Origin of the sequence: Cohnella sp. (assembly GCF_041640265.1) — a bacterium.
In the GTDB taxonomy this organism is placed as follows: domain Bacteria; phylum Bacillota; class Bacilli; order Paenibacillales; family Paenibacillaceae; genus Cohnella.
Map to the genome: position 1 here is coordinate 1 of NZ_JBEQAP010000070.1, position 22,774 is coordinate 22,774.

At 48.8% G+C, this 22,774-nt stretch carries 22 protein-coding genes; 14 read left to right on the forward strand and 8 right to left on the reverse strand.

What is annotated here, in order from left to right; genetic code table 11:
• Positions 1-137 precede the first annotated feature (137 nt).
• Positions 138-1,406, reverse strand: a complete 1,269-nt coding sequence (locus ACESLK_RS27670; RefSeq protein WP_373233064.1) for an S-adenosylmethionine decarboxylase related protein — start codon at positions 1,404-1,406, stop codon at positions 138-140.
• A 381-nt stretch (positions 1,407-1,787) separates the two neighbouring features.
• On the opposite strand from ACESLK_RS27670, the gene ACESLK_RS27675 reads away from it, so the two are divergent.
• The 6 genes from ACESLK_RS27675 to ACESLK_RS27700 all read left to right on the forward strand — a co-directional run bounded on the left by ACESLK_RS27675 (position 1,788) and on the right by ACESLK_RS27700 (position 7,753).
• On the forward strand, positions 1,788-3,095 hold the full coding sequence (locus tag ACESLK_RS27675) for an ABC transporter substrate-binding protein (protein ID WP_373233044.1): 1,308 nt from the start codon (positions 1,788-1,790) through the stop codon (positions 3,093-3,095).
• Between the two features lie 87 nt (positions 3,096-3,182).
• The gene (locus ACESLK_RS27680) at positions 3,183-4,031 is read left to right on the forward strand and encodes a carbohydrate ABC transporter permease (protein WP_373233045.1); all 849 of its coding nucleotides are present in this window, start codon (positions 3,183-3,185) and stop codon (positions 4,029-4,031) included.
• Positions 4,031-4,855, forward strand: a complete 825-nt coding sequence (locus ACESLK_RS27685) for a carbohydrate ABC transporter permease (RefSeq protein ID WP_373233046.1) — start codon at positions 4,031-4,033, stop codon at positions 4,853-4,855. The genes ACESLK_RS27680 and ACESLK_RS27685 overlap by 1 nt, the downstream gene beginning before the upstream one ends.
• A gap of 54 nt (positions 4,856-4,909) precedes the next feature.
• Positions 4,910-5,182, forward strand: a complete 273-nt coding sequence (locus tag ACESLK_RS27690; RefSeq protein WP_373233047.1) for a beta-galactosidase trimerization domain-containing protein — start codon at positions 4,910-4,912, stop codon at positions 5,180-5,182.
• 111 nt (positions 5,183-5,293) lie between these two features.
• Complete coding sequence (locus ACESLK_RS27695) at positions 5,294-5,860, forward strand: glycerol-3-phosphate responsive antiterminator (protein WP_373233048.1); 567 nt, start codon at positions 5,294-5,296, stop codon at positions 5,858-5,860.
• A gap of 192 nt (positions 5,861-6,052) precedes the next feature.
• Entirely contained in the window at positions 6,053-7,753 is a 1,701-nt protein-coding gene (locus tag ACESLK_RS27700; protein ID WP_373233049.1) for a glycerol-3-phosphate dehydrogenase/oxidase, read from the forward strand.
• Here the strand turns inward: ACESLK_RS27700 and ACESLK_RS27705 are convergent.
• Complete coding sequence (locus ACESLK_RS27705) at positions 7,743-8,987, reverse strand: MFS transporter (RefSeq protein ID WP_373233050.1); 1,245 nt, start codon at positions 8,985-8,987, stop codon at positions 7,743-7,745. The genes ACESLK_RS27700 and ACESLK_RS27705 overlap by 11 nt on opposite strands.
• Before the next feature lie 168 nt (positions 8,988-9,155).
• Here ACESLK_RS27705 and ACESLK_RS27710 point away from each other — a divergent pair, with 168 nt between their 5' ends.
• Positions 9,156-9,605 carry a tellurite resistance TerB family protein gene (locus tag ACESLK_RS27710; protein WP_373233051.1) on the forward strand — a complete coding sequence of 150 codons (450 nt, stop codon included), beginning with the start codon at positions 9,156-9,158 and terminating at the stop codon, positions 9,603-9,605.
• Between the two features lie 193 nt (positions 9,606-9,798).
• Here the strand turns inward: ACESLK_RS27710 and ACESLK_RS27715 are convergent, their stop codons facing one another.
• Complete coding sequence (locus ACESLK_RS27715; protein WP_373233052.1) at positions 9,799-11,415, reverse strand: multicopper oxidase family protein; 1,617 nt, start codon at positions 11,413-11,415, stop codon at positions 9,799-9,801.
• Positions 11,416-11,675: 260 nt separating this feature from the next.
• Positions 11,676-12,536, reverse strand: coding sequence for a DUF4097 family beta strand repeat-containing protein (locus ACESLK_RS27720; protein WP_373233053.1), 861 nt, complete (start codon positions 12,534-12,536; stop codon positions 11,676-11,678).
• A gap of 136 nt (positions 12,537-12,672) precedes the next feature.
• On the opposite strand from ACESLK_RS27720, the gene ACESLK_RS27725 reads away from it, so the two are divergent.
• Together ACESLK_RS27725 and ACESLK_RS27730 are read left to right on the forward strand one after the other, a co-directional pair.
• The gene (locus ACESLK_RS27725) at positions 12,673-12,972 is read left to right on the forward strand and encodes a hypothetical protein (protein WP_373233054.1); all 300 of its coding nucleotides are present in this window, start codon (positions 12,673-12,675) and stop codon (positions 12,970-12,972) included.
• A gap of 134 nt (positions 12,973-13,106) precedes the next feature.
• Positions 13,107-13,346 carry a hypothetical protein gene (locus ACESLK_RS27730; RefSeq protein WP_373233055.1) on the forward strand — a complete coding sequence of 80 codons (240 nt, stop codon included), beginning with the start codon at positions 13,107-13,109 and terminating at the stop codon, positions 13,344-13,346.
• A 29-nt stretch (positions 13,347-13,375) separates the two neighbouring features.
• Here the strand turns inward: ACESLK_RS27730 and ACESLK_RS27735 are convergent, their stop codons facing one another.
• The 4 genes from ACESLK_RS27735 to ACESLK_RS27750 form a co-directional block, all read right to left on the reverse strand.
• Positions 13,376-13,975 (reverse strand): response regulator, encoded by a 600-nt coding sequence (locus ACESLK_RS27735; protein ID WP_373233056.1) that lies wholly within the window; start codon positions 13,973-13,975, stop codon positions 13,376-13,378.
• Complete coding sequence (locus tag ACESLK_RS27740) at positions 13,972-15,108, reverse strand: histidine kinase (RefSeq protein WP_373233065.1); 1,137 nt, start codon at positions 15,106-15,108, stop codon at positions 13,972-13,974. Before ACESLK_RS27740 ends, ACESLK_RS27735 begins: the two co-directional genes overlap by 4 nt.
• 112 nt (positions 15,109-15,220) lie before the next feature.
• Positions 15,221-16,276 carry a Delta(5) desaturase DesA gene (gene desA / locus ACESLK_RS27745; protein ID WP_373233057.1) on the reverse strand — a complete coding sequence of 352 codons (1,056 nt, stop codon included), beginning with the start codon at positions 16,274-16,276 and terminating at the stop codon, positions 15,221-15,223.
• A 109-nt stretch (positions 16,277-16,385) separates the two neighbouring features.
• Positions 16,386-17,291, reverse strand: a complete 906-nt coding sequence (locus tag ACESLK_RS27750; RefSeq protein ID WP_373233058.1) for a LysR family transcriptional regulator — start codon at positions 17,289-17,291, stop codon at positions 16,386-16,388.
• A gap of 135 nt (positions 17,292-17,426) precedes the next feature.
• Here ACESLK_RS27750 and ACESLK_RS27755 point away from each other — a divergent pair, with 135 nt between their 5' ends.
• The 5 genes from ACESLK_RS27755 to cyoD all read left to right on the forward strand — a co-directional run bounded on the left by ACESLK_RS27755 (position 17,427) and on the right by cyoD (position 22,335).
• Positions 17,427-18,077: a DJ-1/PfpI family protein gene (locus ACESLK_RS27755; protein WP_373233059.1), complete on the forward strand. Its 651-nt coding sequence runs from the start codon at positions 17,427-17,429 to the stop codon at positions 18,075-18,077.
• A 326-nt stretch (positions 18,078-18,403) separates the two neighbouring features.
• Positions 18,404-19,372: a ubiquinol oxidase subunit II gene (cyoA, locus tag ACESLK_RS27760; protein ID WP_373233060.1), complete on the forward strand. Its 969-nt coding sequence runs from the start codon at positions 18,404-18,406 to the stop codon at positions 19,370-19,372.
• 23 nt (positions 19,373-19,395) lie between these two features.
• Positions 19,396-21,366, forward strand: coding sequence for a cbb3-type cytochrome c oxidase subunit I (locus ACESLK_RS27765; protein ID WP_373233061.1), 1,971 nt, complete (start codon positions 19,396-19,398; stop codon positions 21,364-21,366).
• Positions 21,366-21,995: a cytochrome o ubiquinol oxidase subunit III gene (cyoC, locus tag ACESLK_RS27770; protein WP_373233062.1), complete on the forward strand. Its 630-nt coding sequence runs from the start codon at positions 21,366-21,368 to the stop codon at positions 21,993-21,995. The genes ACESLK_RS27765 and cyoC overlap by 1 nt, the downstream gene beginning before the upstream one ends.
• Before the next feature lies 1 nt (position 21,996).
• Positions 21,997-22,335 carry a cytochrome o ubiquinol oxidase subunit IV gene (gene cyoD, locus ACESLK_RS27775; RefSeq protein WP_373233063.1) on the forward strand — a complete coding sequence of 113 codons (339 nt, stop codon included), beginning with the start codon at positions 21,997-21,999 and terminating at the stop codon, positions 22,333-22,335.
• Positions 22,336-22,774 lie beyond the last annotated feature (439 nt).

Below are 22,774 nucleotides of genomic sequence, written 5' to 3' on the forward strand. Positions count from 1 at the left end.
GAAGATTGCCCTCCAACTCGAAAGGAGGGAATTAGGGTAATATCCCCCTCGGATTTTAATGATCCCCTCTCCAAAAATGAAGAGAAACCCCTACGTCTCAAGAGACGGGGGTTTCTCGACGATCTGAGAGAAGCCGATTAGGCTTCTCTTCTTCTTTGCAGCAGAAAACCGTCCGAGCGATCATTCGTTCCACGTACGAATGTTTTCATGTGGGTTGACAAATAATCACCGTAACGGCTGCCGCCAATTTGCAGAAGCTCGTCTATATAGTGAACGCCCCTTGGTACGGGATCGAGCAGAATACATGCTATGGCGGCATATACGCCGCACGCGACTTGGAGGTACGTCGCATTTGTACGGTAAATGGGATAAATATCGCGGCTATTCATTACGTTGTAAAGGTACTTTTCTTCATTGTCATAAACAAACAGAACACCTACGAGGTCCTCGCCGCTTACATCTCCGAGGGAAGGCTCCAAAATTTGCTGATTCCAATCCCACAGCTCGTCTACGTGATCCAAATGGTTTCTGATAAGTCCAGTCGTTAAATCATTTACACGATAAATGAAGCCGACCTCCCAATCTCTAAGCATACCCAACGTTAATACTTCTTCATGAGGCATTAGGCATCCATAGAATTGCTTCTCTCCTAAGCGAACCTTGTATTCCGCGGAGTAAACCTCCTCGTGCAAATAATGCGGCACATGACCTTTGACGAACATCGGGTAGCTAAGAATAGCTTCATCTAGGAAACATTCAACAGACCAGGAGGTATATAAGGTTTGCGGTTGGACATACAGGGCATCCGTGAAAAAAGAGCTGTCATGCTCGACGACATAACAGGCGAGCGGGGTTCGGTCTGGATTTTCCTGCTGGAGCTGGAATGCCATCCACTGGACAACTCCGGGATTCATTCCTGAACAAACGATAGCATGCGTATTCGTGAAATGGGCTTTCTGATCCTCGAAACGGTCATAACGTTCGGTCAGGGGGAATCCGTATAGAGTGGGGTCTTCGTCTACCGCTTTATTCTCCAAAGCGGAGTTCACATAGGGGATCGCAAGCTCATTGCAGCAGTTTAGCATCTCCAAAGTGTCGGCCCATGAAACATCAATAACGAGTCGGCTATCCGTATCGACAAGATGCTGCTTGAAGGCTTGCAAGTTGTTTAGATCCATTTGGTGCAGATGAAGCCTGGAGAACAGATTAGGGTACAAATCCGAATAATAAAGGGGCTCACGCTGGTTAAGATCGATGAGATGAAGCTCAGTTTGTACGAGTATCCCATGTATGGGGTCGTTATTATCCGTAACGGCCGCATTGAGCAGAGAAAGTACCGCCTTAGCGAGTCCGCCGCTGCTGCCTAGCAATGTGAAGGATCTCGCCCGGTTGAAGTCCGAAGTCATTCCCGCCACGCCCTTTGTCCATAAGGATTTATAGCATTGTATGCCTTCTCCGAACAAGTTGATTGGATAGAGAGATAGCGAGATTTAACCATTTTGCGTAGCCGCACTGGCCGCGGATTCGGACATCATGAGCAATAAGAGAAGTTGGGGTTTTAGGGAAATCGCTGAATACAAATTTCTGGGATTAAACATAATAGAAGCATAGTTAGATCCGGCCGAGAGGTTCGGGTTTTTTGTTTAGTTAAAATTTTCAGTAAAAAAATGATTGTTTTTCAGTAAAATTAAGAGTAAAAAATTTTTGCTGGGAAACGCTTACAACAACATGAAGGGCTTCATTACCGGTTTCAAGTTAGTAAAATTTCTTTTAAAGGGGATCTTTAAATGTCTAAAAGATCTAAGTTATCCGTGTTAATGCTCGCAACTGCTTTGCTAGTTACGGCTTGCGGAGTCAACAATAATCAGCCTGAGGCAACGGAAATTGCGAGTCCGGGCGGAGAAAGGGTAGAGCTGACCGCATGGGCTTGGAACGTTAACGTCGGAGCATTAAACGAAGCTGTCGCGATGTATCAGGCGGATCATCCGAACGTTACCCTTAAAGTGGAAGACATCGGACGTCTGGACGTATATGATAAGCTGTCTACCGGCCTGGCTGCAGGCGGCGCCGGCCTTCCTGACATCGTTCTGGTAGAGGATGACAGGATCCAAGGCTACCTCGAAGCATTCCCGAAAGGGTTCCTGAACTTGTCCGACAAAGGCTTTGACGCCAAAGCCGATCAATTCCCTGCCTTTAAGAAAGAATTGACCGCCAAAGACGGGAAGTATTATGCATTCCCATTCGACGCAGGTCCTACGGGTATGTTCTATCGCAAAGATTTGTTCGACAAAGCCGGTGTTGATGCCACGAAAATCGAGACCTGGGATGATTTCTTCACCGCTGGTCAAACGATCAAAAGCAAAACAGGCGCTTTCGCGCTTCCTGCTGACAAATTCAAAGATGACGCTAATTTCCGTATGATGATGAACGAGCTTGGCGTTTATTATTTCGATAAAGACGGCAACATCGACTTCAACAATCCGAAAGTCGTTCAAGCGATGGCTACGCTCAAGAAATTCGGCGATGCGGACCTTGTGAAAGACGTAAACGGTTGGGACGGCATCGTGTCTGCCACAATCGACGGTTCCGTTGCTACGATTCCTTTCGGCGCATGGTACTACGGAACAATTATCGACCAAGCGAAAGACACGAGCGGCAAGTGGGGCGTATTCCAGCTTCCGGCTTTCGAGAAAGGCGGAAACCGCGCAGCGAACCTCGGCGGCAGCAGCTGGATGATTACGGCAGGTTCCAAAAATACCGATGCAGCGTACAGCTTCATGGAGTATTTCTCTACGAACGAGGAGGTTCAAGTTAAAGCCATGGACAAATTCGGTTTGTTCCCTTCCCTGCTAAGCGCATATAGCAACCCGTTGTTCCAAGAAGATGTCCCTTTCTTCGGCGGCCAAAAAATTTGGAAGCTATTCAGCGAAGAGATGAGCAGCATCCCGACGCCTTATTACACCAAAGACTATGCAATGGCCTTGGACGAAGCGGTCAAAGCACAAGCGGATGTATTCAACGGCAAAGATCCTGCGGAAGCATTAAAAGCCGCAGCGGACAGATTGGCCGGACGGACTAAACGTACAGTCAATTAACGGCTAATGACGAATCATCGCGGGAGGTTCGGGCCCTAAAGCCTGAATCTCTTGCTCTTTTCCATCCATGTGACAGGAGGGCTGCGGGTGAGAACAAAGACGTATGCGCCTTATTTATTTTTGACCCCGGCTATCATTCTTTTTGCGGTTTTCATGGCTTATCCCATCATCTATTCGTTCTTGCTCAGCTTCCAGACGAGCGAAGGCGGAGAGATGACATTCACAGGCATCGACAACTACCGCCGCTTGCTTAGCGACGAGATTTTCTGGACTGCGCTTAAGAACACCTTTGTTTTCTTGATTATTCAAGTGCCATTGATGCTGTCGCTTAGCATTATGCTGGCATCATGGTTGAACTCTGCCAAACGGTTCAAAGGTTTGTTCCGGGTATCTTTCTTTATGCCGGCCGTCACCTCATTGGTTGCGTACTCCATCATTTTCTCCATTATGTTGATGGGCGATGGGATTATCAATCAGATGCTGCAGGCGTTAGGTTTGCATGCCGTACCTTGGCTCTCCCACCCGGTATGGGCTAAAGCGGCATTGATTCTTGCGATGACTTGGCGCTGGTCCGGCTACAATATGGTCATTTATTTAGCCGCGATGCAGAACATTTCAGAATCCCTTTATGAAGCGGCAAGCTTGGATGGAGCAGGTAAAATCCGGCAGTTTTTCTCCGTGACGATTCCGCAGCTTAAGCCGGTAATCCTATTTACGGTAATTCTTAGTACTATCGGGACACTGCAATTGTTCGATGAGCCTTACACGTTGACTAAGGGCGGTCCGAGCGATGCAACGCTGACGATCGGGATGTATTTGTACCAAACGGGCTTCCGCTACTACGATTTCGGCTATGCGTCCACCTTGGCTTACGTCATTGTGGTGTTAATTGCGATTCTGTCTTTCGTTCAATTTAAGCTAACGGGGGATGAATAATGCTAACTAACCGATTTTCATCCGTTTTTTTATATGTTTGTCTCACGATAAGCGCCGTAGTCTCGCTGTTTCCGTTCTACTGGGCTGCGATCGCTTCAACCAACGAAAGCGGCAAAGTATTTTCCAAGCCCCCCGTGTTATGGCCGGGCGGAAAGTTTCTTGAGAATGTCTCCAACTTGAATGATACGATCGGGATCGGACGCGTCATGTTTAATTCGTTGTTCGTCGTGGTCATTTATACAGCGCTTAGCCTTACGGTTTGCACGATGGCGGGGTATGCCTTTGCGAAATTCCGTTTTACAGGACGCAACGCGCTATTCGCCGTATTTTTACTTTCCATGATGGTACCTTATCACGCTCTGGTCATTCCACTGTTCAAGATGATGGCAGCATGGGGCTGGCTGAACTCTTATCAAGCACTCATTCTGCCCAATGTGGCTTATCCATTCGCGATCTTCCTCATGCGGCAAAATATGCTGGCCGTTCCGGATGCGATTATGGAGGCTGGGCGGATTGACGGGGTTAGCGAATGGGGCTTGTTCAACCGCATTATTCTGCCTTCTGTAAAACCCGCGCTTGCGGCCACGGCTATTTTCTTGTTTATGTTCCAATGGAACAGCTTCCTGTGGCCTCTTGTCGCAGCATCAACAAAGGAAATGTACACACTGCCTGTTGCCTTGTCCAGTCTATTCGGGTTATCCCGCATCGACTATGGACAAGTAATGGCGGGAGTCACATTGGCTACTGGGCCGATTATCGTGTTTTTCCTGCTGCTGCAGAATCATTTTATTTCCGGAATGCTCGGCAGTGCGCTTAAAGAATAGACGGTTTGGAGGAAGTTGCAGCATGTATTTAGGCGTAGATTACTATCCTGATTATTGGCCAGAGCACCTCATAGATATGATGATTCATTCTTTGCGGAGGCTGCCGTTACAAGGAATGCTTTCGGTGAAGGGGACGTTTATTATATCGGCGGCGGACTGGCGGAGGACGTGCTGAAGGCCCTTGCAAGCACCATTGTAAACAAAAGAAAGATCTGTCATATTGAGAGTGAACCGGGTGTTGAAGTGTATCGACGCGGTACTGAAGAAAAGCAATATTGGTTCGTGCTTAACCATACGGCGGAGAACAGAATGTTCCTGGGAATGTGAAGTCGGAGCAAGCCGGGGTTAAAGCGCAGGAAGGAATGAACATGGCGACGATCAAAGAGATTGCCCACAAGGCCAAAGCGTTAATACATGACACCCTTGGGAGTGACGCAAATGCTGTTTGGAAGCCAGCGGATATTGCCTGCCGTGCGCCATATGAAAGAGCTGGAGAAGCTGCTGCTTTCCTCTATCGAGTATATCGTTTTGCTGGGGGGGCGGATCGGTCTATTAAAGCCGATGCTTGACTTGGCCCATCAGCACGGCAAAAAGGTGCTGCTTCATGCCGACTTGATCGACGGGCTCAAAAACGACGAATACGCCGCAGAATATCTGTGCCAGCAAATTCGACCGGCCGGACTCATTTCCACTCGTACGATCGTTATCCAAAAAACAAAACAAAATGGACTGGTGTCGATTCAAAGGATTTTCCTGATTGATTCCGGGGCCATGGACAAAAGCATAGAGCTAGCCGAAAAAACGAAGCCCGATTATATCGAAGTACTGCCCGGAATTGTGCCGCATCTCATCGCAGAGGTTCAGGAGAGGACGGGTATTCCTGTCATTGCGGGGGGATTAATCCGTACGGCTAGGGAAGTGGAAGAGGCTCTGCAAGCTGGAGCTGCAGCTATCACGACTTCTAGGCGGGAATTATGGTTTCCGGACAACCGGAGCGGACGCTGATAAATGCAGGGATTGCGTGCCTCCGGCGGTTAGAAAGCGGCGATAGCTTTCAAGGGTGAATAATGTTATAGTACACGTAACAAGTTAATATCGGTTGGAGAACTGGAGAAACCATGACGACTTTCAGCAAACCCTTCGAGGGAGCTGAAAGTCATTGTCATGGTTTTTTCTTTTAATCAAGGGGGAACGATTATGTCACAGCTCAATATCAAGCAGAAACAGCAATTCATGCGAAACCAGCCCTTATCCTCTCTAAATAGAAAAGCGCGTCTGGCGTCGATGTCTGAACAAACCTTCGATCTGTTGATCGTCGGAGGCGGAATTACTGGAGCGGGTATCGCGCTTGATGCTGCTTCTCGGGGGTTGCGGGTAGCGCTGGTTGAACTGCAGGATTTCGCGGCGGGCACCTCAAGCCGTTCTACCAAGCTGGTGCACGGCGGACTTCGATACTTGAAGCAGTTTGAGATCGGCGTCGTTGCGGAGGTGGGCAAGGAGAGGGCGATCGTCTATGAGAACGGTCCCCATGTGACTACCCCGGAGTGGATGTTATTGCCGTTCTACAAAGGGGGGACATTCGGTCCGTTAATGACGTCGGTCGGGTTGCGCGTCTATGATTTCCTCGCGGGCGTGAAAAAGCAGGAGCGTCGCAAGATGTTTAACGTCCAAGAAACCCTGAATAAAGAGCCCCTGCTGAAGCGGGAAGGTCTGCTAGGCAGCGGCTATTATGTAGAGTACCGGACGGATGATGCGCGTTTAACCATCGAAGTTATGAAGAAAGCGGCGGAGAATGGGGCGATGGCGGTCAATTATGCGGGAGTGGAATCCTTCCTATATGATGGGGGTATGATTGCGGGGGCACTTGTAAGAGATTCCATCAGCGGAGAAGCTTATGAGATACGCGCCTCACGCGTCGTTAATGCCACCGGACCTTGGGTCGATGAGCTCAGAGAGATGGATCGGTCGAAGGAAGGGAAAACTTTGCGGCTGACTAAAGGCGTACATCTAGTGTTCGACCAAAGCCGATTTCCGCTTAGGCAGGCCATTTATTACGATACGCCGGACGGAAGAATGGTATTCGCTATTCCTCGCGACGGGAAGACGTATTTTGGAACGACGGATACCGACTACAAAGGGGATATTGCCCATCCAACTCTGACAGAAGCGGATCGGACGTATTTGTTAAAGGCGGCTAACTTCATATTTCCGAGCGTGAAGCTTGAGGCAACGGATGTGGAGTCGAGCTGGGCAGGGCTGCGGCCGCTTATTCAGCAGGAGGGCAAGGATCCTTCGGAGGTGTCGCGTCGCGACGAGCTTTTCATCTCGCCATCCGGCTTATTATCCGTTGCTGGAGGAAAGCTGACGGGATATCGGAAAATGGCCGAAACGGTCGTGAATCGAGTAGGAGAGCTGATGGCAGCCGACGGGAAAAGAATTACGGTTCCAAGCGATACAAAGCATATGCCAATCTCTGGCGGCGATGTCGGGGGCTCTCGGCAGTTTGAACGTTATGTAAAGGAAAGAGTGGAGGAAGGCCGCTCCACTGGGCTTTCCAAGGAGGAGGCGGGTCGGCTTGCCCGACGTTACGGCTCCAACACTCCGAAGCTTTACGAGCTAGCAACGCTGTCGCAAAGCTTCGCGAAGGAGCATGGGCTGCCCCTGGCTTTAGCGGCAGAGCTTATATACGCAATTGAGGAAGAAGGGGCAATAAAACCGGAGGACTTCTGGATTCGACGCACAGGCCGGCTTTATTTCAATATCGATTCCGTGCGCCAAGATCAGAGCGGAGTATTCTCGGCCATGGCTGAGCTGTTAGATTGGAGTGATCATCAAAAGCTTCTTTATCAAGAAGAGATGAATCGCTGCATGCAAATGGCAGTTTCGCCTACAAGCTAAGCTGCGCTTGATGCTCGCGTTGACGCTTCTGCTTGCGAAGATGGAAGTGAACCCAGCAGAAGCCTAGCGCGGTCATTACTCCAAAGGCGGCGTCCAGCCCGATATGCAGCTGATAGTTCCCGAGGATATCGAATAAGACTCCGGCCATCAATGCGGCGATGACACCTCCGCCTTGATGGAACAAGAGCAGGAATCCGGTCTGGGTCGCGGAGCCCTTGGTCGTTTCCTGTGCCAGCAGCAAGCTTCCAGGAACCGTTGTGTTGTAAGCGGCCCCGAACAAGATGGAGAACAAGATTGGTGTCGCGTCCAGATGGAGGAACAGAAAAACAAACCCGATGGAGCGAATGCCGTAAAGCAGCGCGAGCGCGAGAGAGCGAGAGATTTTATCCAGCATATATCCGAAAATAAATGAGCCGAGCACTTCCATAAGTCCCAGCAGACTGACGGCTAACGCGATCTCCGATGGAGATACGTGGGCATGCTGATGGATCGCGACCATATTCATTTCTACTGTTCCCATGTGAAATCCGCAGGCGAACAGCGCCAAAATAATGATGGGCATAACCGGAGTCGATACGGCTGTTGCTAGATGGTGCTTAAAGCTTTGCCAGCGGGTGAGATTCTTTTGAGCAGGAGGGGCGACCGTCTCTGATTCCGATTTGTTGGAAGCTCCGTTTCGCATAAAGAAAGCGGTGAGCGGAACAACGAGGCAGAAGCTGAGCAAAGCGCTAAGAAGAAAGGCAATATTCCAGGTCAAGCCCTCGGCTTGCACGAATAAAGGGGTAATAATAGCTAACCCCAGCGGAGATGCACTGTTTAGAATGGTTAGAGCCATCCCTCTGCGAAGCTGGAACCATTGGATAACTAGTGTGAAAGAGGTCGTCGCCCCAAGCCCGATTAAGCCGGACAACAGGCCGAAGGCGAGGAAAAACGTAACCGGATTCGGAAAAAGGTATACGAGCAAGGAGCCGATCGCCCCAATAATGACACTGATGATCAAGATAAGCTTAGCTCCATGCTTATCTACGAGCCATCCCCCGATAGGGGCTGATATGGCTGCGATGAGCAGGTTGGTTGACCAAGCAATGGAGATGTAGGTGCGGCCAACATCGAAATCATCGGCGATCGTCACTTGATAATAAGCCATCACAAAGCGTGATAACGCGCCGATGCAGCCGATTATCCAAAGGATGCTAAGCAGTCCCCACGCATATTTTCGTTCCCCGAGCCACATCACATTTTCCTCTTTCCCTGCGAACGACTAACTTTTGCTTAATTATAGTTGAACTTTTCAGTTTCGCCTATGATGATATTTGGAGTATATTGCGTAAATTTGCTAATTCCTCCCGTTATATTTACAATTCAAGTAGTAGTTAACGATTCCTTGTGGGAGGTTTGTCAGATGAATTCACCATTTAAATCATGGTTGCAGAATACCAAGCAGGGATTAACGGATCAGGTTAAGAAATTCAAAAATAAAGATTTCATGGATGCGATCGTAGCCGGTTGCGCGATGGTCGCTGGAGCAGACGGCAGAATCGATGCCCAGGAAAAGCAGAAGATGGCAGGATATATGAGCCGGAGCGATGAGTTGAAGGTTTTTGATATGTCCGATGTAATTGCTCGCTTTAATCATCATGCTTCCAATATCGATTTCGACGCGATGATCGGCAAGCAAGAGGCGCTGAAGATCATTTCCAAATTTAACGGCAAGCCTGACGTTGGCCGTGTAATTGTGGGTGTTTGTTGCGCGATCGGAGCGGCGGACGGTGACTTTGACGACAAAGAGAAGAATGTTGTTCGCGATATTTGTAACGCCCTTGGCTTGAACCCTGGTGAGTTTAACGTTTAGTTGCAGAAGGCAGTACTGAAACTCGATAGCCTTGATCAAAGCCTCCAATCCGCTTGAGAAGTGGTTTGGAGGCTTTTGTATGAGCAGGCGGTAGTTAATCTGTAAAAAGTACAGGTGGGTTTTAGAGAGTTATCCCCCTCACTCCGGATGATTAACAGTATCGCTTCGCACGGTATAAGGGGTTGCGATTCCTTCATACATCAGATGCATAGACATCCCGACAGTAATTTAACGCATCGAACAACTCAGTCTTTGGGATGTCAGGAATTTCTCCCGTTCCGTCGCGGCTTAAGAGGATGCCTAATTTTTTGTTGCCGCCAATACTTAGAAATACCGGATGATCAGGCATGATGAACGTTAAATCCGCTCTTCCTCCCGTGGATACTACCACATGGGAGTCTCGCAAATCCTCAGGCTCATGGAGCTCAGTCCCGTCAAGTGCTGCTACCCGAAAAGAAGTTCCCGTCAGCACATATTTCTGCCTTACCCAGTCTTGGGTGTTAATAAGCCTAAGGCGAACAGGGGTTCCGGGAGTAACCTGCTTCCGCTGCAAGGTGTCATAAGATCCAATCGCAAAACCAACCCCGTCCCAGACATGCGTCATCACCGTCAAATCCTCCACCGGTCCTGATTCAGCAGGCAGTGCGGGCTCGACAATGAGAGGACCGAACAAGCCTTTGCTCACCGCTTCCTGGGATTCCTGGTGGGAGTGATACCAGAAGGTTCCCGTTTGCTCGGCAATGAAACGATACACATGCTTCTCGCCGGGCATGACGGCATCTTGCGTAACTCCCGCCACTCCATCCTCGGCATTCGGGACATCAAGTCCATGCCAATGGATCGTGGCCCCATCCTCAATATCCCGATTAATCAACGTCACTTCAACAAGCTCGCCTTGCTTCATTCGCAGCTCGGGCCCAGGAATCTGTCCGTTGTAAGTCCATGCATCCACCTTCTTGCCTGAGCTTAACGTAACCGTCTGCTGCTCGGCGGTTAATGTAAATTTCCGGTCCGGAGTTCCCTCGCGAGGGCCTGTAAACATGGCGACGGAGACGGCGCTCTTCGCATCGTGTTTAAGTTCTGTCCCGCCACCGAAGTCCATCGCTCCCTCTGACATACTCATAACTGCAGGGAGCTTGCTATTTTGGCTCTCTATGAACATAGCGACACCGGCTATGCCCGCTGCAATGCAGAAGATACCCAGTGCCCGAAGTCTTCTTCTCCATGGCTGGTATACAATGAATGAATCGGGACGGCTAACCTTCTGCCATCTCCGGTCATGTACATACCAAACGGCTGCCGTGGCGGCTATCCAAATAAGAATAGGAACGATCGCACTTGACAAATGAAGAGTCACAGGTGTGACTAGTAAAAAGTAAAATAACGTAACCCCGCCCAATGCTGACATTTGGAAGGGAACGATAATGAGGGGATGTGCGGCTTGCAGACGAATTTCTGCTGACAATGGGCCGCTAGTCTTATGAGTTGCCCGCCATAGCTTCCATTGCCTTGGCACCGCCAGCACCCAAATGGACAGAAGAGGGATGACTATAAGAGGAAGGTGTAATAACACCCTGTCCTCCCAGAATACGGGGCCCATGGACTGGACGATTATGAAAGTAGCGACGATCAATGCGGCCGCTGGAAGTGTAACATAGGCCGCCCATACCATTTGCTTGCGAGCCTTACGATTTAATCTTTCGGCAGAGCCGCCGTATAACAATCGTGCAGCCTTGCTCCCAGCAATCCAAGACAAGAGGATTAATAGAAGCGCACATCCCAATACTACGTTGCTTACGAAAGAGAACAAAGGGAAAACCTCCTTAAATTTATCCGTACTTTACGGTGATTCTCTTGCTCATATCTTATCGCTTGATTCGAACCTCCTGTAACCGTCCCGAGTTTAATCCTTACCTCGACCAAAGGAGGAGAAGAGCCCCAGCCTTTCATCGATTACAAGCTAAGTTACTTGCCTTGCAAGCTATTCCGCGCATAAAAAAACACCGCACCTCACAAACCCACATGAGTAACGCGGCGTCACTATACAAAGCTCTTATGCGTATTGATCGTTCAGTTTTGTTCGATCTTAATATTTCCGCTGTCTGTTGTGACTTTAATATAATCTTTCGTTTCCCGCTTGGATTCAGGGGACTTTACTGTGCCGGAATCGACCTGGAGGTCATAGAAGCCTGCGAAGCTGGAAGGTACTTGAACGTACACGTTGCCGGAGTCTGCGGTTATTTCCGCATCCGCGGTGTCTAGCTTATAAAGGCTTATGCTTCCTGAATCCACGGATAGGTTAGATCGTCCAGTTGCATTCTTAAGTCTGATATTTCCGGAATCCACTGAGGCCGTCAATTCGGCAGTTACTTTGTCCCCCGTAATATTGCCGGAATCGACCTCGATATTCAATTGATCGCTTTTGAAATTGTTCAAGTTGAAATTACCGGAATCTAGGGAGACTTCTGCATCGATAATCTGTATATTAGCTGCGTCGATAACCTTAATGTTGCCCGAATCAAGCTCCAGCTCGAGTAATTCAAGCAGGGCGTCATCCTTAACGGAAATTATAAATTCCTCTATCGCATTCTCAAAGCTAAAGTCGAAGAAGTTGATGAATCTCTTAGGAGTCCGGACTAAATCAAGCTGCAGGCTTTGGTTAGAAATTTCGGTGCTTTTTATTTTCTCTATCATCTTCTCTGTGCCTGCCCCTTTGAGGAAGATGGAGTTGGCTCCGTCCGTGCTTTTGACAAAAGCAATATTCACGTCATAGTCGCTGGAAATCGCCAATTTCCGCAGCTCGGCGGATTCGAAAGTCCATTTCTTCTCGAACTCCGGAAGATCTTCTCCCTTTTTCCAGTCGTAAGATAGAACACCGGCGATTCCGATGATAACGAGGGAAAAAGCGGTAAGGTACCATAGTTTTTTCATGTTTAGGATCTTCCTCTCAAGGCTGTATAATATATTTTCATTTTACATTGGCAAATAATAGTTGCGTAACCGTCCGAGGTCACTTGGCAGCCTCGACTAAAGTAGGGGTTTCTTCGGATAATCTCTCTGCCATAATATGGCAGCATTCTATAGCTTGAAGCCTTCCCAATCGAATATGTACAAGGATTTCGATAAGCTTCCGCAGGAGTTCTACATGAAATTTGATGGACTCACCCAGCAGGAGTTTCAGAGTGTAACGGACGGGAAGATTACTGTATCGGAGGCTTTAGATAATCTCCAAACCAAGGGTCAGCAAATTTTACTTGAGGAGAAGAGTAGAGAAGGGGGAGGGGAGAAGGCTGACCCTAAGCCGGATGTAGCAGACCAGACAATAGAAGGATCGATGAGTAGTACGGCTTCCATGACTATGCAATAGAGGAAATTGATGCCTCAATATTCGAGCAGAGATTAGCCCGAATTTCGGCGAGTGAGACATTCCGACTTTAATTTGTCACAACTCTGTGCTAATATGTTCACATATAGCGCTTACAAGAGAGGGGTTCTGACATCATGAAAAATCGTGAAATGGCTCGGATGCTTAAATGGGTCGCAATGGTCGTTATCGGCGTAGGAATCATATGCTGCATGATGAACTTGGCGGAATTCAATGATCGAAACCTTGGATTAATGGTTGGAATCGGGTTCCTGGTCGGCGGAAGCCAAATTATGCTATTCGGCGTAATCGCGCCTTTAATGCAACGGAATAATGAGCCTGTCCAGCCGGTTGTTTCCGCGGAAGATCCGGCTTAACCTAAGGGATATAGAAACAGAAGGCTGGTTCACTTGAACCAGCCTTTCTCTTTGAATCTCATGATGGCTTCGATTCGGTTAGTCGCCTTTAATTTATCTAAGATCACGGAGATGTAATTCCGCACGGTCCCGGTCGTGATGTACAGCTGGCCGGCGATTTCCTTCGTGTTCTTGCCATCGGCGATCAAGCCGAGCACTTCCTTCTCCCGCTCGGTTAAAGGATTTTCCTCCCCGTAAGCTTCATCCACCAGCTCGATGGCGAAGATTCGCCTGCCTGCTATGATGCTGCGGATGGAACCGGCCAGCTCCTCAATCGGACTATCCTTGAGCAGGTAACCTCGTACACCGCTTTTCAAAGCCCTTTCGAAATAACCGGAACGGGCGAATGTCGTTAGTATTATCACCTTGCAGCCTAGATCTTTGATCTCCTCGGCTGCTTCAAGTCCGCTTTTGACTGGCATCTCGATATCCATGATACAAATGTCGGGTTGATGCCGCTTCACTAGAGTAACAGCTTCTTCTCCGTTACTTGCTTGAGCGACAACCTCCATATCCGTTTCAAGATTGAGCAAGGACGCAAGAGCGCCGAGCAGCATCCTCTGATCTTCGGCGATGATAATACGAATCATGCTTCTCCCTCCATGATTGGCTGTTTAACGACGTTCGGCACTCTCATTGTAATGGTCATGCCGCAGTCCGCCGCGATATCAAGGCTTCCGTTCACAAACTCTAGCCTTTCTTTTATCCCGCGAAGCCCATTTCCTGCTTTATAACCGTTAGCCTTGGACACCCCTACACCGTTGTCTTTTACTTTGACAACGAGATCGGCGCGATTAGATTCAATGATTACAGAGCAGGCGGTTGCGCCGCTGTGCTTCACGACGTTGTTGACGGCTTCTTTTAGGCACATGCCGAGTACGTTCTCATTAAGTAGAGAAGTTTCGGTCAGCTTTGGGTCACCCTCTAGGGTGAAATCGATCTGCGCTGCCTTCAGAATTTGTTGAATACGGAACATTTCGTCTTCGACTCGCGTCCCGCGCATATTCGTAACCATTTCTCGCACTTCCGTTAACGCTCTTCTAGCCGTTTGTCGCACGTCATCGAGCTCTGACTGAGCCTGTTCTGGATTCTGCCGCATGAGCTTCCCGGCTAAATCGCTTTTTAATCCAATCAGAGACAGCTTCTGTCCTAGTGTGTCATGCAAATCGCGTGCTATACGTTGACGCTCCTCCAGCTTCACAAGATCGGAGATGCGCTTATTCGCGTCCTCAAGCTGTTCTTGCAGCTTCTCCCGTTTATTCCGGTTATAAGTGCTGATCGGCAGCAGGATTACGGCAAATAAGCTGATTAGCACGAAAGGAAATTGGGTAAGCAGCATGGAGTTCTTGGTTACGAAGCCGTAGTTGATCGTCACGAAGGTGCTGACCAGGTGGACTGTATATAGGGTGAAGAAGCCTGCACGGCTTTTTATGTTACCTATGAAGAAAGCAAGAAACATCGAAAAATATACATATCCGAAGACAACCGTCATCGCAACTGAGATCACGATCTGTACGCTAGTCCAGAAATAAACCTGCCACCCTTTGGATATGAAGGACAGTGCATAACAAATAAAGAATACGATGATCATTAATATGCCTATAAAAACTTGCTGCATCGATGAGGGTCGGAAAATAAAGTAAAAGGGAAGGATGCAAAAAACGACCCATACGTAAGGGCTCAAGCCCGTATTTTTATGAAATTTCTGATGCCACGCTTGGATAGCAGCTCACCTCTCTTACGATTACACCTTTGTTACATCCATTTTAGCACAATCGGCTGCTCATGAAGAGAAGGTGCACCCGCAGTATAAAACGCGGTGCACCTCATTTGAGTTATTTGCTTTCCAGACTTGGGCGGATGATAGGCTTGGGCTCACTCTCATGCTGCGGTTTGCGGTGAGCAATCTTGACTCCCTTGAAGCTAATGAACTTCTTATTCTGCTCATCCCATAGACGAAAGCGCAGTGAATTTAAGCTCGTGCGAAGATCAATCGTCGTTGCCATATGAAGCGGAGGTGTGGCGTTATGAGCAGCTTCCAAATGATAGTTAGGTACTCTCGGGCTAAGGTGATGAACGTGATGGAACCCGATGTTTCCGGTTAGCCATTGCAGCACCTTCGGAAGCTTATAGTAGGAGCTTCCTTCTACGGCGGCTTTCACGTAACTCCACTCATCCTCATGCTCGAAGTAAGAATCCTCATATTGATGCTGAACATAGAACAACCATACGCCCGCAAGACCCGAGAAGAAGAAGACGGGACCCTGAATCATCAGGAAAGACTGCCAGCCGACTGCTAAGCATAACAGGGTATAGAGACCGACAATAGATACATTGGTAATATACGTATTGATTCTCTCGCGTCGTCTAGCGACTTTACGGTTGAAGCGGTAGTCGATCAGGAAAATATAAGCGGGACCAATGACGAACAGCGTGAATGGGTTGCGGTATACGCGATAAGCGAGCCGTATCCAGAAGGATGAAGAAGTATATTCTTCGACTGTCATGATCCAGATATCGCCGATTCCGCGTTTTTCAAGATTGCCGCTGCTGGCGTGATGAATGGAATGAGTTGTTTTCCACTGGTGGTAAGGAACAAGCGAGATTACACCTGTAATCGTACCGATGATTTCATTCGCGAGCTTGCTCTTGAAGAAGGACTGGTGACAACAATCGTGAAAGATGATGAAGGATCTAATCACAAAGCCAGCCGTGAGGATCCCGATCGGAAGCGTAAGCCAATAGGATATAGATAAACTATAATAAGCCGCGATCCAGAGCAGGATAAGCGGTACCAGTGTATTAAATAATTGTCGTAAGCTTGATTTGATATCGTTGTTTTCGAAGGGCGCGATTTCTTTTTTTAGATTCAGTTCTTTGGCTTTAGTCATGTGTTGTTTTCCTCCTAAAGTGAGACGCAAGGTGCTTAACCGGAAGTCAAGGAATGTTTATGTTACCTATATTGTAGAAGAGGGCGCCTGCAGCCGACAGTCATAAACGTCAGGAGGTGGACATGACAAATGTCATATAGGCAAGCAATTCCGTCTTGAAAGTCTTCGCCGCGGCGCTCAAGGTGCGATCCCTGTGGCTGATGATGCCATGGGTGAGCATAACGGGTTCGATCAAGTTAAGCTCAGCGAAATCCCCGGATTCGAGCTGATCTTGAACGGCTGCACGAGGTAAGAACGCGATGCCGCGGCCGTACGAGATCATTTGCCTGATGAGCTCAGTGCTTGGGAACTCGATATGGTCGACCCCTCGGAGCCCTTGCTCCTCAAGCAAGGAGCCTGCAACTGTCTGATACAAGCAGCGGGGTCCGAAGCCTATGACGCGTTCGCGAGCAAGCGTTGGCAAGTCTGCTTGATTCGCATGTTCGGCAAGCTTTCGCGACGCCACAAATACCATAGGTTCCGTGATTAACGGCTCGAATAGAAGATCGTCTCTACCCGGGTCGCGGGGTACGATACCGTAATCAATGGCGTGACGCAGTGCGGCTTCGACAATATCTTCTTGAAAGCCCGTTTCCAAGCGTAAAGATACTTCGGAAAAGTCTGCGAAGAACTTGAGAAGGAATTTGCCAAGTCTTGTGACGCAGAAGGACTCCATCGTCTGGAGCCGCACCTCGCCCCGCGGCTCCTCCAAGCGAGTCATTTGCTCCTCCAGCAACGTTCCCAGCTGCCGAAATTGCCTGGCATATTCGGCTAATGTATTTCCGGCTTCCGTTGGTTGAACACCTCGGGGCATTCGATTGAACAGCTTCTGACCGCAAGCAAGCTCCAATTGCTGGATGTGGGCGGTGACGGTGGACTGAACATAGCCAAGCTTCTCGGCGGAACGACTAAAGCTTCCTTCCTGTAACACAGATAAGAATGTAACGAAAAATCGTCCCTCTAATTTATCTAGCATGTGCCACACTCCTGCATCTAGTTGGTATCGGTAAATGAAATACCAGACATTCATAATATTCATATCTCGAATAGATATAGCTATGATAACATAACCTTCATCAACTATTAACAATTAAATGGAGGTCATGCTTTTATGCCAGCTAAAAGTGGGTTTCGACTAGGGATTTATGTATTTAAGGATGCCGAAGTAATTGATTATGCGGCGCCTTATGGGGTATTCTCCGTGGCGAGGCGGTTGGATCCGGAGCTTGAAGCCTTCTTGATAGCGGATGCCATGCGTCCCGTACAAACCCAAGCGGGGTTAACTGTACTTCCGAATTATTGTTTTCAAGACCGGCCGGACATGGATGCCTTCCTGATTCCGGGAGGGTTCGGAACAAGGCAGGAGATGAACAACGGCAGCCTTCACCGGTATATTGAATCCTTGCCGGAAAAATGCCTATTGACCAGTGTGTGTACAGGTTCATGGGTTTATGGAAAGATGGGCTTATTAGATGGGATAGCTGCGACGAACCGGAAAGAACCCGATCGGCTGGAAGCTTCGCAAATGGGCAAGGTACCTATAGAACGCTTAGCTGAGATTGCTCCTGCTTGCCGGATTAGCCGTGCAAGAGTGGTGGACAGCGGGAGAATAATCACCGGCGGGGGCATTGCGTCAGGGATGGAGATGGGCTTCCATCTGCTCAGGCGAGCGGGTTATGAGGAAAGCTTTATCTCTGATGTAGCAAGGATCATGGAGTATCACGCGGCTTACGAGGTTTATCGGAACGATATCGAAGGTTAGAACAGCGGAAAATCCTCCGTATAGCTCGACTAGAACGTATACTGCCTCCTGAGGTCAGCGGTATACGTTTTTTTCTTTTCCCCTGAATCTAATTTAAACGGTCATCGCCGCACTATGTACTTTATTTCACAATGTGGCGAACAGGTGAACAAAGTATTGCGAAATTTCAACGTTTGTTTGACGCCTTTGTTAACTGTAAGGAACATCGCTTTTCTTTCTGATATGGTGGTTACATACGAGGGAATGCTGAATTTTCGACAAGGATCGGCAGCATGCGTTCAGTCCTTCTAACAAGGTGATTGTTGGAGCTAGGGGAGATGGAGGGGATGGAAATGAAGAAAGGGCTTCGGTGCTTGACGACGGTGGTTTCGCTAGTCGTTATGACGCTTCTATTGGCCGGCTGCAGCGACAAAATCATCGTGCTCGATCCCAAAGGAGCTATCGGTAAGCAGCAATTGGATTTGATGTTGATTTCAACAATTCTTTGTGCGGTCATCATTGTACCGGTGTTGATACTGACCTTCGTCATTGTGTGGCGTTATCGCCAAAGGCCGGATCGCAAGGCCAAGTATGCGCCTGAGTGGGAGCATAATACGAAGCTTGAGGTCATTTGGTGGGGAATTCCCATCGTCATTATCGCGATACTAGCCGTCATTACGGTCAAATATACTTACGAACTTGAACCGTCTAAGCCAATTGAGCACGAAGCTGCGCCTATCGTTATTCAGGTCACCTCGCTCGATTGGAAATGGCTCTTTCAATATCCGGAGCAAGGAATTGCAACGGTGAACTACCTTCAATTCCCCGAGGATGTCCCGGTGCGATTCGAGCTAACTTCGGATGCGCCGATGAACTCATTTTGGATTCCGCAGCTGGGCGGTCAGATTTATACAATGTCCGGAATGACGATGAAGCTTCATCTGATTGCCGATGAGCCGGGAGAGTATCTAGGAATGGGCGCTAACTTTAGCGGACGTGAATTCGGGAAAATGCATTTCACAGCCAAAGCGTCCTCTCAAGAGGAATTCGATCAATGGGTTGAAGGAATACGCAGCTCATCTCCTGCGCTCACGGATGAGGGATATGAGCAATTGGCGGTACCGGGCTTGTCGGATGCGGTTACCTTCTCCTCGATTCCGGATGGGCTGTTCGACCGGATCGTCACGAAGTATGGCGGTCACAACCATGGTTCGGATGATTCAGCTTCCGCAGATTCAACGACTGACGATGAGTCACCTGCTGCAATAGAGGGTGAGAATGATTCGAACACACACGAAAGTCACGGGAACCATTAATACTTCGAAAGGGGGGTGCAACAATGTGGGAAAATATTAAGGAGTTCGCTTCCGAGTTTTTTGTGACGGGAGATCCGCTCATCTATGGTGCGGACGTTTCTATCGCATTGACAATAATAGCTGTGGTATCCGCGCTTACCTATTTCAAGAAATGGACTTGGTTATGGAAAGATTGGCTCACAACCGTTGATCATAAAAAAATCGGCATCATGTACGTCATCGCATCCCTGTTGATGCTCTTCCGCGGCGGCGTCGATGCGCTCCTCATGCGTACGCAGTTAGCCATCCCGGATTCGGAATTCCTTTCTCCGGAGCATTATAACCAGATCTTCACGACGCATGGGGTCATCATGATTCTTTTCATGGCGATGCCGCTCATGTTTGGGTTATTCAACCTTGTTATCCCGCTGCAGATTGGTGCCCGGGACGTCGCTTTCCCGTTCCTGAACTCTTTGAGCTTCTGGCTCTTCTTCTTCGGAGCGATGCTATTCAACATGTCGTTCGTTATCGGCGGTTCGCCGGATGCCGGATGGCTTGCTTACCCGCCGCTTTCTGGGGCTGCGCACAGTCCGGGCGTTGGGCAAGACTTCTATATCTGGGGTATCCAGATTTCGGGTATCGGCAGTCTTATGACGGGGATTAACTTCATCGTAACGATTCTGAAGATGCGCGCCCCAGGTATGAAGCTCATGAAGATGCCGATGTTCAGCTGGTCAGTTCTCTCCAGCTGTCTGACGATCATTCTTGCTTTTCCGATACTGACTGTTACATTAGCCTTGCTGTTTATTGACCGTTATTTCGGCGCTCATTTCTTCACCTTGGATGGCGGTGGAAACCCCATGATGTATATCAACTTGATTTGGATGTGGGGACATCCCGAGGTGTATATCGTCGTCCTGCCGGCATTCGGAATATTCTCGGAAATCGTGGCGACTTTCTCCAAGAAGAGGTTGTTTGGCTATAAATCGATGGTGTTCGCCTTAATGAGCATCAGCTTCTTTTCCTTCTTCACCTGGGCGCATCATTTCTTCACGATGGGCTCCGGAGCGGACGTAAATGCATTTTTCGCTTTGACGACGATGCTGATTGCCATACCTACGGGGGTCAAGGTATTTAACTGGCTGTTTACGATGTTTCGCGGCCAGATTTCCTTCCAGACGCCAATGCTCTGGACGATCGGCTTCATTCCTTGTTTTGTCGTGGGCGGTATGACGGGCGTGCTGCTGTCTGTTGCTCCGGCAGACTTTCAGTTCCATAACAGCTATTTCCTGATCGCCCACTTCCACCAAGTGCTCATCGGCGGCGTTGCATTCGGATACTTCGCGGGCCTTTACTATTGGTGGCCGAAGGTATTCGGCTTCAAGCTCAACGAGAAAATCGGCAAATGGGCTTTCTGGACCTGGAACATCGGTTTCTATGTGTGCTTCATGCCGCAATATGTATTGGGTCTGATGGGCATGACGCGCCGCGTGAGCAGCTACGGCTGGGATCGCGGCTGGTGGGAGCTTAACCTTGTATCCACGGTCGGCGGCTTCCTGATGGGGATCGGGTTCCTCTTCCAAGTGTGGCAAATATTGCACAGCATCAAGTTCATGGAGCGAGATACAACGGGCGATCCTTGGAACGGGCGTACGCTGGAGTGGTCGATCCCTTCTCCTGCACCGGTGTATAACTTTGCTACCATTCCTCATGTAGACGAGAAGGATCCGCTGTGGGAAGAGAAGCTGCGGCTTGCTCAGGGACATGCGCCAAAGCCGGTACCGCCTCTCGAACCGATCCATATGCCGAAAAACTCGGGAATTCCTTTCGTCATGTCGTTCTGCTGGTTTGTCGCGGGCTTCGGCTTAGTGTTCGATTGGTTATGGATCGCGATACCTGGATTGATAGGGGTTGCAGCATGTATGCTTGCTCACTCCTTTAATTACAAGACAGATTATTATATTCCGGTTGATGAGATCAAACGCACCGAGGCTGCGGCTAGGGGGGTTTTCTGATGGCGTATTCTGGAAATCATGCAGTTGCTTCCGAGGCTCACTCGAGTCACCATGCGGACGAGGGCCATCATGACCAAGAAGCTCTAAGAACGATGGGCTTCTGGATATTCTTAATTACCGACTGCATCTTGTTTGGAACTTTGTTTGCGACATTTGTCGTGTTAAACGGAAATACGGCTGGCGGTCCTGCGGGAGCTGAGCTTTTCGAAATGCCGGGTGTGATCGCGGAGACGTTTATCCTCCTTACTAGCAGTTTTACAAGCGGCTTGGCTGTGTTGGCGATGAATCGAGGCGACCGTAAGGGTCTGATTAGCTGGCTTGCTGTCACTGTAGTACTCGGCGCTGCTTTTATCAGCTTAGAAATTTCGGAATTCGTACATTTGGTACATGAGGGTGCAGCAATTTCTACAAGCGCTTATTGGTCTGCCTTCTACACCTTAGTTGGTACCCATGGTCTTCATGTATCCGTTGGTCTTGTGTGGATGCTCGCGATTATGATTCAGCTTGGCCGCCATGGTATCAGCTCTGTGACTCGGCGCAAGGTAAACGTAGTTAGCTTGTATTGGCATTTTCTCGACGTGGTTTGGATCTTCGTCTTCACTATCGTGTATTTGTTGGAGGTGATGTAAGATGGCTCAGCATTCGGCTCAAAGCCCGCAGGATTCGCACGGCTCGCATGAGGCGCATGGTTCGTTGAAATCTTATGTCATTGGCTTCGTTATGTCACTCATATTGACCGCTATCCCTCTAATTGTCGTGCTTAACGATATGCTGGAAGGCAAGGCTGCAACGATCCTGCTTCTAGGGTCTGCGGTGCTTCAATTCGTTGTTCAGCTCGTCTATTTCATGCATCTGAAGGAAGAAGGCAAGCCGCGCTACAACTTGATGGTGCTCATTCTCGGTTTGTTCATCGTGCTCACCATCGTAGCCGGATCGATTTGGATCATGACTTACAACAAAGTCGCATAATTGCATAGAGGTTAGTGAGAAAAAGTAGAGCCGTTCGCTGAGCGGCTTTTTCTTTTTGCGCTGAATCGTTTCGTGAATGCAGTGGGTGGGCGCTCGGCGGGGTTTATGTACAACGATATCCCCATTGCTCAGGAATCGGACACTGCAACCGCGGCTTCGCTTAATTCCCCTTTACGACGATATCCCCTTGGCTCAGAAAAACCAATTGTAACCTGCATCTTACAAGATACCAAGTTTAGAAATCAGGACGATGTTATTCGAAAAACGTGTATTTTTAGAGTGAGGATTGTGATAGCAAAGGCTGCAATAAAATCAACAAGCCTTCTGCGATTCGCGAGCAGTTTGTCTTGTTCGATTTAATGAACGTACAAGAGAGGACTTCCCTATTAGGTCAGGGTAAATTAGGGTAGAGGTAAGGGCGCATTCTATTAAGAGATGC